The 14,113-nt window shown below is 60.1% G+C and carries 10 protein-coding genes and 1 riboswitch; of the genes, 2 read left to right on the forward strand and 8 right to left on the reverse strand.

Translation table 11 applies throughout. The annotated features are described in order from the left end of the window. The first annotated feature begins 179 nt into the window (after positions 1 to 179). Positions 180 to 1,397: a D-alanyl-D-alanine carboxypeptidase family protein gene (locus HDE80_RS09780; protein ID WP_255483668.1), complete on the forward strand. Its 1,218-nt coding sequence runs from the start codon at positions 180 to 182 to the stop codon at positions 1,395 to 1,397. 123 nt (positions 1,398 to 1,520) lie between these two features. Here HDE80_RS09780 and metK read toward each other — a convergent pair whose 3' ends face one another. The 4 genes from metK to dusB form a co-directional block, all read right to left on the reverse strand. Next, positions 1,521 to 2,747, reverse strand: a complete 1,227-nt coding sequence (gene metK, locus HDE80_RS09785) for a methionine adenosyltransferase (RefSeq protein ID WP_184670350.1) — start codon at positions 2,745 to 2,747, stop codon at positions 1,521 to 1,523. 292 nt (positions 2,748 to 3,039) lie between these two features. Beyond that, complete coding sequence (metE, locus tag HDE80_RS09790; protein WP_184670353.1) at positions 3,040 to 5,331, reverse strand: 5-methyltetrahydropteroyltriglutamate--homocysteine S-methyltransferase; 2,292 nt, start codon at positions 5,329 to 5,331, stop codon at positions 3,040 to 3,042. A 193-nt stretch (positions 5,332 to 5,524) separates the two neighbouring features. Continuing rightward, a riboswitch (cobalamin riboswitch) is annotated at positions 5,525 to 5,736 on the reverse strand. A gap of 47 nt (positions 5,737 to 5,783) precedes the next feature. Beyond that, positions 5,784 to 6,743 carry an alpha/beta hydrolase gene (locus HDE80_RS09795; RefSeq protein ID WP_184670356.1) on the reverse strand — a complete coding sequence of 320 codons (960 nt, stop codon included), beginning with the start codon at positions 6,741 to 6,743 and terminating at the stop codon, positions 5,784 to 5,786. Positions 6,744 to 6,840: 97 nt separating this feature from the next. Further along, positions 6,841 to 7,827, reverse strand: coding sequence for a tRNA dihydrouridine synthase DusB (gene dusB, locus HDE80_RS09800; protein WP_184670359.1), 987 nt, complete (start codon positions 7,825 to 7,827; stop codon positions 6,841 to 6,843). 108 nt (positions 7,828 to 7,935) lie between these two features. Between dusB and HDE80_RS09805 the strand changes: the two genes are divergently transcribed. Then, on the forward strand, positions 7,936 to 8,541 hold the full coding sequence (locus HDE80_RS09805; RefSeq protein ID WP_184670362.1) for a flagellar basal body-associated protein FliL: 606 nt from the start codon (positions 7,936 to 7,938) through the stop codon (positions 8,539 to 8,541). On the opposite strand, the gene HDE80_RS09810 is transcribed toward HDE80_RS09805, so the two are convergent. The 4 genes from HDE80_RS09810 to HDE80_RS09825 all read right to left on the reverse strand — a co-directional run bounded on the left by HDE80_RS09810 (position 8,542) and on the right by HDE80_RS09825 (position 14,049). Then, positions 8,542 to 9,831 (reverse strand): nucleoside permease, encoded by a 1,290-nt coding sequence (locus HDE80_RS09810; protein ID WP_184670364.1) that lies wholly within the window; start codon positions 9,829 to 9,831, stop codon positions 8,542 to 8,544. 178 nt (positions 9,832 to 10,009) lie between these two features. Continuing rightward, complete coding sequence (locus tag HDE80_RS09815) at positions 10,010 to 11,695, reverse strand: type IV secretory system conjugative DNA transfer family protein (RefSeq protein ID WP_184670367.1); 1,686 nt, start codon at positions 11,693 to 11,695, stop codon at positions 10,010 to 10,012. A 237-nt stretch (positions 11,696 to 11,932) separates the two neighbouring features. Further along, positions 11,933 to 13,429 (reverse strand): XVIPCD domain-containing protein, encoded by a 1,497-nt coding sequence (locus tag HDE80_RS09820; RefSeq protein ID WP_184670369.1) that lies wholly within the window; start codon positions 13,427 to 13,429, stop codon positions 11,933 to 11,935. Then, positions 13,426 to 14,049: a hypothetical protein gene (locus HDE80_RS09825; protein WP_184670371.1), complete on the reverse strand. Its 624-nt coding sequence runs from the start codon at positions 14,047 to 14,049 to the stop codon at positions 13,426 to 13,428. Before HDE80_RS09825 ends, HDE80_RS09820 begins: the two co-directional genes overlap by 4 nt. Between the last annotated feature and the right edge of the window lie 64 nt (positions 14,050 to 14,113).

A 14,113-nucleotide genomic window follows, 5' to 3' on the forward strand; every position in this document is an offset into this window, starting at 1 on the left:
CTACGCTGTTACACGGGTCTGGCCGGCGCTGTCTGTTCAGATTGCTTTCGGCAGAAGATTATATCTAACATGGACTTAACTGATCTATCTAAGATATTGCTTCTGGATATTGCGCGCGCTTGCCTATACAGTTGCGTCACGCGGGAATTTGCCGCGGTTCCTTCAGTGGGGAAGCCACGTTGTCCATCGCATCCGAAAAATCAGGCCAGTTGTTGAATCGGCTGCGGGGAATGATTGCGGCGTCGGCATTTGTTGCCCTCGCCATCGTTTCCAGTGTGGTTCATGCTGGGGGCTACGGCGCCATCGTCATCGATGCGACCACCGGCAAGGTCGTGGAGTCGGTCAATCCCGATGAGCAGATCCATCCTGCCTCGCTGACCAAGATGATGACGCTTTACCTGACCTTTCAGGCGCTGCAAAGTGGCAAGCTGCAGATCGATCAGCAGATGCCTGTCTCAGCCTGGGCGGCCAACAAGGCGCCAACCAAGCTCGGGCTGCGTAACGGACAAACCGTCTCGGTACAGGACTGCATCCTGGGCATGGTGACTAAATCGGCCAATGATGCAGCCACGGTCATGGCCGAAGGCCTCGGCGGTTCCGAAGCCCACTTCGCCGAAATGATGACCGCACAAGCGCGCCTCCTTGGCATGGCAGACACGAACTTCAATAACGCCTCGGGGCTCCCCGATCCTGATCAGCTGACCACGGCGAACGACATGGTGAAGCTGGCCATGGCGCTGTATCGCGACTTTCCGCAGGACTCGCATTACTTCGCGACCAAGGAATTCGTCTTCCGGGGTCAGCTGGTGCGTGGCCACAATCACCTGATGGATCGCTATCCGGGCATGGATGGGCTGAAAACCGGTTTCACCGATGCCTCGGGCTTCAATCTCGCGTCGACTGCTGTCAGGGACGGCCACCGCCTTTTCGGCGTGGTGCTGGGTAGCCGCACCGCGGCCATGCGTGATCAGCTGATGGCTCGCCTGCTGGACGATGGTTTTGAGAATCAGCAGACACCCGCCGTGCTGGTCGCCCAGGCGGCCGGCGTGAGGGAGAGCGCGGCGCTGAAGGTGCTGGCTGCGTTGTCGCCCATCGCCACGGCGCAGGCCGATACCTTGCCAGCGACGCGGCCGATGCCGAGGCGTAACCACCGCAACATCAAGAATGCTCCTGTTGTTGCCGTTGCTCGGCGTGATCGCCACAACGGAAAGGGTGCTCCTGTTGTCCTCGCTCGTCGTGATCGTCACAACAGTAAGAGTGCCCCAGTTGTTGCCCGTCGTGCCGGCACATGCCCACGTCCTGGCGCGCATGCCGGCACCTGCCCACACCGCAGTCGGGCGACGAAACTCGCTGACCGAACCGGTAGCAAGAAACCGCCAAGTTTGGCCCCCGCGTGAGCAGATAATCGTCGGCTTCGTGTCGATTGCAGCCGGATAGGATGATCGAATTCAGAAGGCTGAAATAACAAAAACCCCGCGGGCAACCGCGGGGTTTTTGTTTGGCCAGTTCGGCAACAGCGATTACTTGCGGCGGGCGTCCGCGGCTTTCTTGTCCAGACCGCTGTCGGCGCGCAGGGCGTCGGCCTTGTCGGTCTTCTCCCACGAGAACGTGGTGTAGCTTTCGCCGTTGGCACCCTTGACCAGCTGCGGGATGCGGCCGAAGTGGCCATTGCTGGCGGTCTGCTGGTACATCGGGTGGATCAGATCGAGCATCTTGATGATGCCGTACGGACGCAGGTCGAAATGCTTGCGGATCAGCTTCTCGATCTTGTCGTCGCCGATCTTGCCTGTGCCGAAGGTGGTGACCGAGATCGAGGTGGGCTCGGCCACGCCGATCGCATAGCTGACCTGGATCTCGCAGCGATCGGCCAGGCCGGCAGCGACAATGTTCTTGGCCACGTAGCGAGCGGCATAGGCTGCCGAACGATCAACCTTGGACGGATCCTTGCCCGAGAATGCGCCACCGCCGTGGCGGGCCCAGCCGCCGTAGGTGTCGACGATGATCTTGCGGCCGGTCAGGCCGCAATCGCCTACCGGTCCACCGATGACGAACTTGCCAGTCGGGTTGATGTGGAACTTGGTGCCCTTGTGCAGCAGCTTGGCCGGCAACACCGGCTTCAGGATCAGCTCACGCACGCCTTCGATCAGGTCCTTCTGCTTGACGCTTGGGTCGTGCTGGGTCGACAGCACCACGGCGTCGATCGCCACGGCCACGTCGTTCTCGTAGCGTAGGGTGACCTGGCTCTTGGCGTCCGGGCGCAGCCACGGCAGCGGGGAATTCTTCTTTTTGCGGACCTTGGTCTGCTGTTCAACCAGGCGATGCGCGTAGTGGATCGCCGCCGGCATGTATTCGCTGGTTTCGTTGGTGGCGTAGCCAAACATCAGGCCCTGGTCGCCGGCGCCCTGTTCTTCGGGCTTCTTGCGATCCACGCCCTGGTTGATGTCGGGTGACTGCTTGCCGATCAGGTTGAGCACGCCGCAGGTCTCGCCGTCGAAGCCCACCTCGGACGAGTCGTAGCCGATGTCCACGATCACCTTGCGGGTCAGTGCTTCCAGATCGATCCATGCGCTGGTGGTGATCTCGCCGGCGACGATCGCCACGCCAGTCTTCACCATGGTTTCGCAGGCAACGCGGGCGCGCGGGTCCTGCGCAAGGATTGCGTCGAGCACGGCGTCGGAGATCTGGTCGGCAACTTTGTCCGGATGGCCTTCGGAGACCGATTCGGAGGTGAACAGGTGGCTGGACATCGGGTTTATATCCTTTCGTTCGGATAGAGAGATAAAAGAAGTCGGGCATCATACAACGCCGCTTCCCTTTTTGCAGCCCGATGCCGTTTTCGGGGCGGCGGGATTGGGCGCGTGTTCAGCCGTTTGGACGGCTGTTTAGCGTTTTGAAGGTATGTCGCGGAAACCATCCTCGAAACAATAAGCGGCTTTGATGACAAGCTTTGCATCGAGCATCTTGCCATGCGACCCGTTGCGGGACGTTAAAAGAGCCCTCCCGCCGATGCGGCTGGCGAGAGGGTCGCATCAGTTTCAATTACACCAAGAGTTTCAGCTCGGCACGCAGCTGCTGCGCGCTGGTCACCATGTGCTGCAGTGCCTGTTCCACCTCAGGCCAACCCCGCGTCTTGAGGCCGCAATCGGGGTTGATCCAAAGCTGCTCCGGCTGCAGCACGTCCAGCGCCTTGTGCAGCAGATCGAGCATTTCCGAGGAATCCGGCACACGCGGAGAGTGGATGTCGTAAACACCCGGGCCGATGCCGTTGGGGTAGCGGAAGCGGACGAACGCGTCGAGCAGTTCCATGCGTGAACGGCTCGTCTCGATCGAGATCACGTCGGCATCCATGGCCGCTACAGCCTCGATGATGTCGTTGAACTCCGAATAACACATGTGGGTATGGATCTGCGTTGCGTCGCGCACGCCGCCGGCGGTGATGCGGAAACACTCGACGGCCCATGCCAGATAGCTGGGCCAGTCGGCACGCCGCAGCGGCAGGCCTTCGCGTAGTGCCGGTTCGTCGATCTGGATTACGCGAATGCCGGCTGCTTCAAGGTCGTGTACCTCATCGCGGAGTGCCAGGGCGATCTGTCGGCAGACGGTTTCGCGCGGGAGATCATCACGCACGAATGACCACTGCAGCATGGTTACTGGCCCGGTCAGCATGCCCTTCATCGGCTTGTCGGTCAGCGATTGTGCGTAGCGCGACCAGCGTACCGTCATCGGCGCAGGGCGGGCGATGTCGCCGAAAATCACCGGCGGCTTCACGCAGCGCGAACCGTAGCTTTGCACCCAGCCGAGCTTGGTGAACAGATAGCCGTCCAATTGCTCGCCGAAGTATTCGACCATGTCGTTGCGTTCGGGCTCGCCGTGCACCAGCACATCCAGGCCGATGTGCTCCTGGAAACGGACGACGCGTTCAACCTCCGCTTCAAGCACTGCGTCGTAGCCGGCGTCATCCAGCTGGCCGGCGCGGTGCGCGGCGCGGGCCTTGCGCAGCGCGTCGGTTTGCGGAAAAGAGCCGATCGTGGTGGTTGGCACCGGCGGCAATACCAGCGTTTCGGACTGGACGATGCTGCGCGTGGCATACGCAGATCGGCGCAGCGGGGCCTGCGGCCCGAGCGCACGCAACCGGGCGCGCACGCCGACATCGACAATGCCAGGTGCTTGCGACTGCGCCTTCAGCAACGACTGTTGTGCGGCGAGCGCGGCATTGGCTTCCGGTATGCCGACCAGCGCATCGGCATAGACGCGCAGCTCCTCGAGCTTCTGCCGCGCAAAGGCCATGGCGGCGCGGCGCGGCGCATCGAGCGCGTTTTCGGCGTTTAGATCGATCGGCACGTGCAGCAACGAACACGAGGGAGCGATCCACAAACGTTCGCTGCCGATGCGAGCATGCGCTTTTTTGAGAAGCGCGGTCACGCGATCGGGTCGGCTGCGCCAGATATTGCGGCCATCGACCACGCCAGCGCTGAGTACTTGCCCTTCCGGCAGCGCATCGAGCACAGCATCGAGCTGTTCCGGTGCACGTACAAGGTCGATATGCAGGCCATCCACCGGCAAGCTGGTCGCCAGCTTCAGGTTGTCGCCCAGTGCGCCGAAATAGCTGGCCAGCAGCAGATGTGGCGTGCGTGCGGTGGCCAGGGTCGCATAAGCCTGACGATAGGCGGCGTGGTCGTCAGCATCGAGATCGAGTACCAGGCATGGCTCGTCCAACTGCACCCATTCCGCGCCGGCATCGGCGAGTTGCCCAAGCAGCTCGATATAGGCGAGGACCAAGGCGTCGAGCAAGGCCAGGCGATCGCTGCCATCGACGCTTTTTGAAAGCAGCAAAAACGACACAGGACCAAGCAGAACCGGGCGCGCCTTGTGACCCTGGGCCTGTGCTTCGTAGAATTCGGCCAGCGGCTTGTTGGCATTCAGGGCGAAGCGCTGGCCAGCTTCGAGTTCCGGCACCAGATAGTGGTAGTTGGTGTCGAACCACTTGGTCATTTCCAGCGCATGCAGATCATGGCCTCCGCGCTTGTGGCCGCGGGCCATCGCGAAATAGCCGTCCAGATGATTTTCATCGAATACCGGTCGGTAGCGCGATGGTATGGCGTCGAAAAGCACCGCGGTATCCAGCACGTGGTCATACAGGCTGAAGTCGTTGCACGGCACCACATCGGCGCCGGCATCCACCGCCAGCTGCCAGTGTCGTTGCCGCAGCATCGCGGCCGTGTCGAGTAGTGCCTCGGCGCTGGTGTCGCCGCGCCAGTGCGATTCGAGCGAGCGTTTCAGCTCGCGTTTGAGTCCGATGCGTGGAAAACCGGAATAGGTAACGAGTGACATAAAAATTCCTCTTGCATGATGGGCAAAGAGGAACGAAGGGTGGCCAGCACCATCGCTGCGCCGTTGACCTTCGCCCCCGCGGGCGAACCGGCGCTTTCGCGGGACGTGCAGAACCATTGCGCTGGCCTTGGACACGGCGACGCGATGGCTCCGGTGCTTCCCCGCGGAAACGCCAGGTCGGACGGACACGCGTTGCCGCGCATCCGGCTGAGGCAGGTATTCGGGCTCGTGGACGTTGAGCTTGCATCTACTGTCCGTCGCTTCCCGGGGTGTTTGCCCAGTGCCTGTGACGGAGGTCGTTTCCACATACCGCTGCGGGGCAGCGCCGGCTTGATACCGGCTTCCCTTTTCATTCCATCTTTGTATTCGCATAGAAAGATGAAAACCTTCAGCGAAGCTGAAGTTAGCCCTGTGGAGGGCTCAAGTCAACGGCGCTTCCAATCTCGTGCAGGTCAGGAATGCTTGCCGGGATGGACCAACTGCAGGTCCCGATCCTCTACAGGCTCGTGGTCCTGGATGAAGCTGAGGATGTCTGCCAGAGTCGGCGCGTGGTCGCGCAGCGGTCGCGACATCGCGAACAGCAGCGGCGAATGGCCGATGTTGGGATAGAGCTTGAGCGTGACGTCCTCATGCCGGGCCAGCATGGCCTTGTCCAGCGAAAGCGCATTGGAGGGATCGACCTCATGATCACCGGTGCCCTGCAGCAGCAGCATCGGCGGCTCGTAGCCGCTGACAAACAGGACGGGTTGCGCCTGCGCCTGGTCGGCAGAGGCGCGCCCGAACGTGCCCAGCATGTCCTTTTCGTAGGCCGGAATCGGCATGAAGTCGTAAACCCCCGCCAGCCCGATAAATCCGGCCAGATCATGCGGCTTCATGCCGTACGGTGATAACCATCGAGGGTCGGTCGCCAATAGCGCCGCGATCTGGCCGCCGGCGGAGTGGCCCATCACGAAGATCTCTCGCGGGTCGCTGCCCAGAGCAACCGCATGTGCGTGGGCCCATGCCACGGCGCGCGCGCCATCCTGCATAAAGCCGTTCATCCTTACCAGCGGGTATTTGCGGTAGTCCGGTATCACCACGATCACACCTCGCGCGGCCAGCGCCGTGCCGACGAAGCGATACCACTGGCGCTTGCCGTGGGTCCAGTCACCGCCGTAGAAGAAGACCACAATCGGAGCATGGGCCATGGCCGAATGCCCGTCGTGCTCCGGCAGATAGACGTCGAGCGCCAGATCGTGCGTGGCGTCGAACACGATATTGCGCTGCTGCTCGATACCACGATGCTGGTCGGTGCTGTTGAGTCCTGCGAATAACGTGGCCCTGCAGCCCCCGAGCAACAGAATGCTTGCCAGGAGCAGGCCGCCAGCCAGGTATTGCGCAACGAGTGGGAAGGGCGTCCGGCGCAACGTCATCGTTTTCGGGCGTCAAAGGCACAACGGTAAGAGTGAACACCGATGATGCGCCGATCCCGTCGCAAGTGGTTGCGATGGCCGTTGTTTGACGCTTCGTCTAGGCGGCCAAACGCACGCCGGCACTCAGCGCCGCAAAATAGTCACGGGTAAGCCGCAGCTGCGTCTCGGCCGATTCGGCGCGATTGACCACTTGCCGAAATGCCATGTTCTCCGGCCGGTCCTTGGCATACCAGCCCAAATGCTTGCGTGCGATGCGCACGCCGGCCAGTTCGCCGTAAAACGCGTAGAGCTGTTCCAGATGGCCGATCAAGATTGCGCTGACCTCCGCCGGCGCAGGTTCGGGCAACAGCTCGCCGGTGGCGAGGTAATGCGCGATCTCGCGGAAGATCCAGGGTCGCCCCTGCGCGCCGCGGCCGATCATCACCGCATCGGCTCCGGTGAGGTCGAGTACATGTCGAGCCTGTTGCGGTGTCGTCACGTCGCCGTTGGCCAGCACCGGAATACGCACGGCGGCTTTCACCGCGGTGATGGTGTCGTACTCGGCATTGCCTTCATATTTGTCCGCGCGCGTGCGCCCATGCACGGCGAGCGCGGCGATGCCGCTGTCTTCGGCGATGCGGGCAATGGTCAGCGCGTTTTTGTTCTGGCGATCCCAGCCGGTACGGATCTTCAGGGTTACGGGTACGTCGACTGCCTCGACCACGGCCCTGACGATGCGCGCCACCAACGGCTCATCTTGCAGCAGCGCAGAACCGGACCACACGTTGCATACTTTCTTCGCCGGGCAACCCATGTTGATGTCGATCAGCTGGGCACCGTTGGCGACATTGAAACGCGCTGCTTCGGCCAGCATCACCGGGTCGTAGCCTGCGATCTGCACGCTGACGGGTTCGGGTTCGCCGACGTGATCCATCCGCTGCAGGGACTTGCGCGTGTGCCACAGCAGCGGATCCGCATTGGTCATTTCCGACACAGCCAAACCCGCGCCCAGCCGTTTGCACAGCAGGCGGAAAGGCTTGTCGGTAACGCCGGCCATCGGGGCGAGTACCACCGGCGGGTCGATGCGGTAAGGGCCGATCTGCATAGGGCCATTGTAAAGGCTGCGGCGGCGTCCGTCTGCGATGAACCGGGCGATCGGTTGCTGACACGCGCAGTGCTATCGTGCTGCCACCTTTCCTGTGGACGTCGTTCCATGTTCCTGCGCAAAATTTTCTTCAGTCTGCTGTTGCTGCCCGCGCTCGCTTTTGCGCATAACCCAGACAAGCACGGTGCCAATGGCGGCGCGCGTGGCCTGCGCAATGTCACCGTGTTGATTGTCCGGCATGCCGAGAAGCCGGATGAGGGCAGCGGTTTGAGCGCTCGCGGCGAGCAACGCGCCCAGGCCTATGCCAGCTATTTCGCCCCGCTGCGGCTCGATGGCGATCAAACGCTATTGCCCCAGCGCTTGATCGCTACCAGTGACAGCAAATCCAGCGCACGTCCCCGGTTGACGCTGACGCCGCTTGCCGAGCGTTTGCAACTGCCATTGGAGCAACCGTATGCCGATGAACAAGTCGACAAACTGGTTAAATCCTTGCGCAAGGAAAATCAGGCGGCGGTAGTTCTCATTGCGTGGCATCACGGTCATATCGCCGATCTAATCGACAGCTTCGGTGGCGATACTCAGAGCTTGCTGGGCAGCAATAAATGGCCGGGCGATGTGTACAACTGGCTCATCGTGCTGCACTTCGATGAGCACGGTCGGCTGATTGCTTCAGCCAGCCAGCGGGTGCAGGAACATCTGCTGCCGGGCGACTGATCAGTGCGTCGTGATGCCCGCCGCCGGCTCGCGCCGACTGTGGGCATGCCCAATCGAGCCGGGCTGATGGCGGTGCTTGAACAGCACGGAAAACAGCACGGCGACAACCAGGGCGTAAAGCGCAAAGGTGATCCAGATGCCGTGCCAGTCCTTGCTGCCGTCGGCGCGAATAAACCAATGGTCGATGATCAGGCCGCTGAGCGAACTGCCCAGCACGGCGCCGATGCCGTTGGTCATCAGCATGAACAGGCCTTGCGCGCTGGCACGGATCGCCGGGTCACTCTGCCCCTCGACAAACAACGAGCCAGAGATGTTGAAAAAGTCGAACGCCATGCCATAGACAATGCACGACAGCACGATCATCCACAGCTCGGGCCCCGGATTACCGTAAGCAAACAGGCCGAAGCGCAGCGTCCACGCCAGCATGCTGATCAGCATCACCGTCTTGATGCCGAAACGCTTCAGGAAAAACGGAATCGCCAGAATGAACAGCGTTTCGGAGATCTGCGAGATCGACATGATGATCGCCGGATAACGCACCGCCATCGTGCCCTTGTACGCATCCACCGTAGCGAAGTCGTGCAGGAACGTATCACCGTAGGCGTTGGTCAACTGTAGCGAGGCACCGAGCAGCATCGCAAACAGAAAAAAGATCGCCATCTTGCGGTCGCGAAACAGGCTGAATGACGTCAGTCCCAGCGTATCGAGAAGCGATCGTCCCTTCAGTTGGTCAAGCTTGGGTAGGCATGGCGGCAGAGTGAAAGCGTACAGGCCCAACACGAGTGCTGCGCCCGAGGCCACGTAAAACTGGCCGGCGGTGGTTTCCAGATGCAGCAGGCTAACGACCCATAGCGCGACGATAAAGCCGACCGTGCCCCATACGCGAATGGGCGGGTAATCGATCACCACATCGCGGCTTTCGCCCTTCAGCGCTGCATACGCCACCGTAATCGACAGCGAGATGGTCGGCATGTAGCACATCATGTTGAGCAACATCACCCAGAAAAACGTAGTTGGGTTGTTGATCATCGGCGTCGCCAAAAGCACGGCCGCACCGCCTAGATGCAGCAGGCCGTAAAGCTTTTCCGCGTTGATCCACTTGTCAGCGATCATGCCCATCAGCGACGGCATGAACAGCGAGGCAATGCCCATCGTCGAAAAGATCGCGCCGAACTGGGCGCCCGACCAGTGCCGGTTCTGAAACCAGTACGCACCGATGGTAATCAGCCACGAACCCCATACGAAAAACTGCAGAAAGTTCATGGCTATCAGGCGCGATTTGATGCTCATCGATTCCCCATGGTGGCTGGTCTGTCTGGCTGCGCTTGCGCTGCATGTATCTGAGGCAAGGCAGTAAGCGAGCTGGCTTCAACGCAGGTTAGAGTGTGTGGCCGGCAACAGCAACCTGCGGCGCACGATGCCCATATTGAGCTGATAAGAGAGACCGCTTGCGCAGGAACGCGCAGGCTTAAATCGATAACTTGGGTATATCGACCTTCGGTAGCAGGCGCGCGGTGAAGTGGCGGTCCTGGTAGTAGCGGATCTTTTCGCACATCACCGGATACTGAATCCCCTCATAGAAGAATACCTCCTTCTCAGTACCCAGCGCTTTCAGTTCCTGTGGCAGCATGAGCGCGCGCCGCTCCTCAGAACGGCTACGCGACACATCGCTCCGTTTTCGTCCGCGAGTGATGTTTTCCTTGCGTACCGTGGTGTAGCCCAACATATCTGAATAATCGTTCGCATCCTGCTGCTCGCGGGGGGCGAAGACAATCTGTAATGCATGGTTGGTGATCATCGTGCGCGAAACGTCTTTGCCGTAAGTGGCATCGAGCTGCGCCATGCTCTGGATAATCGGCAGCAAGCGAATGTTATAGCCGGACATGTACGAAACGGCGTGCGCGATGATCTCTACCTTGCCGATCGATGTGAACTCGTCCATCAACAGCAGGCACTGGTATTTCAGCGCGGGGTTGTTCTGCGGCAACTCCCTGGTGTTCAAGTTGATCAACTGGCTGAAGAACAGGTTCACGATCAGACGGCTCTCGGCCAGTTTGTTCGGCTGGATGCCGATGTAGATCGTCATCTTCTTCTTGCGTACGTCGGTCAGCAGGAAATCGTCATCGCCGGTGGCGGCGTCGAGTACAGGATTGATCCAGGCATTCAGCGGCTCCTTGAATGTGCCGAGAATCGAGGCAAACGTCTCGTTTGCCTGCGACAGCAGGTTGGCAAAGGCGGAAAGCGCATTGCCGCTGAGAAATTTCTGCTGGGACAGCATCTGGTAGAACTGCTTCAGATCGGTGCCATCGCCGGAAGACAGTCGATAGACGGCGCCGAGGGTTGGTTTATCGCGTAATTGCAGCGGTATCCCGCGTCGTTCATCGTCGTCCCACTTTTCGAACAGAAACAGCGTAAAGGCCATGAACGCGTTGCGTGCCTGGCTGACCCAGAATTTTTGATCGTCGGCACCGTCTGGATAAAGCATTGCCGCGATGCTCATCAAGTCCGATACGCGAAAGGCGGGATCGTTCGAGATATAGCTGAGCGGATTCCAGCGGTGCGTGCGACGGTCTTCGGCAAAGGGATTGAACAGATACACCGCCTGTCCCTGGCTCGCGCGCCAGCCGCTGGTCAGCTCATAGTTCTCTTGCTTGATATCCAGAACAACGGTCGACTCTTGATATTCGAGCAAGTTGGGGATAACCACGCCAACACCTTTACCCGAGCGCGTAGGCGCGGCGAGTATCACAAACTGCTGTCCGCTCAGCCGAACCAGATCGCCCTTGAACCTGCCCACGAGGATGCCGTTGTCCGAGACCTTGAACATGCCGTGTTTGCTGAGGTCGGATGCCTTGGCGAAGCGTGCATCACCGTGCAGGGATTGGGCCTTTTTCCGTGCGATGAAATACCAGATCGTCAGCCAGATGATTACCGGCAACCCGAAACCTACATAACCAGCCGCCTTGATCCGGCCGAGATAAGGTTGAACCTGCGGCAGGTCGAATGCACGCAGGTAACTTAGGTAGGTATCCCATTTCAGCTGGCCTGTTCCCAGCTTAAGAAAGGCGAGGGTCAAAAAGCCGGAGAAAAATTCGCCTGCAACCACAGCAACCAGAAATAGTCCAACCACCCAAAACCACTTGGCCTTGCTCATGTAGATCTACCCTGATCGGTGGTTATAACGCGATAATTATTTGCTTGTTGAGAATCTAGAGTGCGTTTGTTTCAACGGCTTTATCGGCGGCGCATTAAGATTAGTTTCCTGCTGCCATCGTGTCCAACATCTCTTTCGGGTCGTCGCACGCTTTCTCGAACCGTCGCGGACAAGGTGGCGAGGCCTTGACACTTGCGCTTGGCCGGATGGTATGGGGCAGTGTCCGCGGTTGCGTAGCTACTGTGCTGGCGAAAACCCTGTTTCGTGACGAGCTTGTTGCTGTTGGGCCTGCTGTGCCAACAGAGGTGCCTGGGCAGGCTGCGGTTGTTTTGACGAGGCAGTTTGCGCCCAGGCGGCGCTGCTCTGATCGATGGGCGTATGCACGGCTTCAGCGGTCGCGACGCTGGCGATGCGCTTGGTCGGCGAGTTCATATCGCCCTGGACGGCGAAGATCTGCGAGGCATCATCGCTAAGCACGACGTGATCGACCTGGCTCAACCCATCGCGCCGGGCAGCTGCCGTGAGCGCGGCGGTCAGATTCTCGCTGTGCTGATCAGGAATACGCTGCCGCTGCGCATCGAGTCGATGCACGGCGCCGCGCGTCTGTTGGAACAGCGCGTAATCGGGGTGAGCTGGATCGTCCAGTCGCTGTGGAGCCGTCACTGCGGGTTTGCCGCCGAACCACGAACCTGGGTGGCTTAATGAACTGAATGCCTTTGCGGCCTCGTTTTCTACTGACTGTGCAGCATGTTCCACAGTTCGCACGCCTTGAGCCAAATCTTTTCTACCGGCGTCGTAGACACTGACTGCTTCATTGGCAATCACATGCGTGGCATGTTCCACCGCGTGAGCGCCCTGTTCCGCGACGTGTTCGGCCGCGTGCGCCAGGGCGGTGCCGCCATCGATCGCCGCCTTGGGTATTTCCCAGCCAGCGGAGAGTACGACACGGGCATCGCCAATGTCGTTGCGATAGCGGTCAATCATGCCGCTGTTTGCGCGATAGCGCGCTTCGTTTTCGGGACTCATGATCGAGTGACCCAACGTCTTGCTGTCGGGTACAAAGTTGTCGATGCCATGCGCGCTGATATCGGTGGCTTCGATCACGTTGCGTGGACTCAGCAGGCCACTGTCATTGCGGTAGCCGGCCTTGCTTAGTCGTTCGATATCTTGCGGGGCAGCGTAGATACGTACTTCGCCAAACTGGGGGCTGGCTGCACTGATGGGGTCGCCAGCACGGATGTTGTCGATGACCTGGTCACCGCCCTGTGGCACGCCTTGCAGCAAACCAGCCGCACCGTAGGCATTGAAGGTTTCGCCGTGCAGGCCGAATTTGGCGGCGCTGATCTCGGCCAGCGTGCCGCCGAGGGAATGTCCGGTAACGGTAATGTCGACAGGCTGATTCTTGTCTTCGGCGTTGCGTTTGGTTTCCGCGATGACCTTTTCGGTGAAAGCCAGGGCATCGGGCGTTTGGGCGTTGACGCCAACGAGAACCATGCCGACATCGACGGCGCCATCCTGTAGAGGTGCCCGGCTGAAGTCGCTGCCGCGATAGGCGATGACCACATCGTGGGTATCCGCGCGCTCATAAGCAGTGGCCTGAAAGCCGTTCAGTGGGTTATTGGCAAAGTCGATCGTGCGATAGGTGACGCCATCGAGCACAACGTTCTTGTTAAGTTGAGGGGGCTGATACGCATCCTGTGAGAGCAGGGCGTAATCGGTGGCGCGCAGCGTCATTGAAATGCCTCCTTGGCGGAGAGCGTGATCGAAAACAGCTGCCCTTGAAGTTCCGGCTTGTACGCTGCCGCGCTCGACTCGCCGGTATCTACAGGGAGCATATCGGTCGAGCCTTTTTCAGCAGAGAGGTAGCTCCGATTTGAAAAAAAGCGGGTTACCGATTTTTGCGCCACGATCTCGTCCAGCGATATCGCCGGACTGAAACTCATGGCGTTGACCTTGAACGTCGCTGCTGCTGCCACAGCCGACCAATGGCAGACCCCCATGCCGTAATAGTCTTCGTCCTGCATCAGGTCGGCGTAGATCGTGCCGGTGTAGACATGTTCACTGACGCGGGTGAGGGCAATTGATGCATGGTTTTCGGGGGCGATGGTGGCGCCGCTGATCGGCGTCAACGGAACGCAGTGACCGTTACTGACTTTGTAATCCACCGATCCGCTCACGGCGTCGAACGGCCCCGGTGCTCCATCGACCGTCACGGTAAGTGCGTAACGCATCGTCGGGTGTGAGTTCTGTTTGATGTCGGGTTTTTTCATGGGGGCGCCAAGAGCGGAGGTGATCACAGCAGCAAAGAGAATCAGCGTGGACGTCAAGCGTATCGACATGGCCGTTCGGTTCACCTCGTTCTCCATCGAAAGTGGCTTTCGCTGCGAGCCATGCGGTCGGCGTCTTCGTTAGCGTGAC

It is taken from the genome of Rhodanobacter sp. A1T4 (assembly GCF_014207185.1).
Lineage (GTDB): Bacteria > Pseudomonadota > Gammaproteobacteria > Xanthomonadales > Rhodanobacteraceae > Rhodanobacter.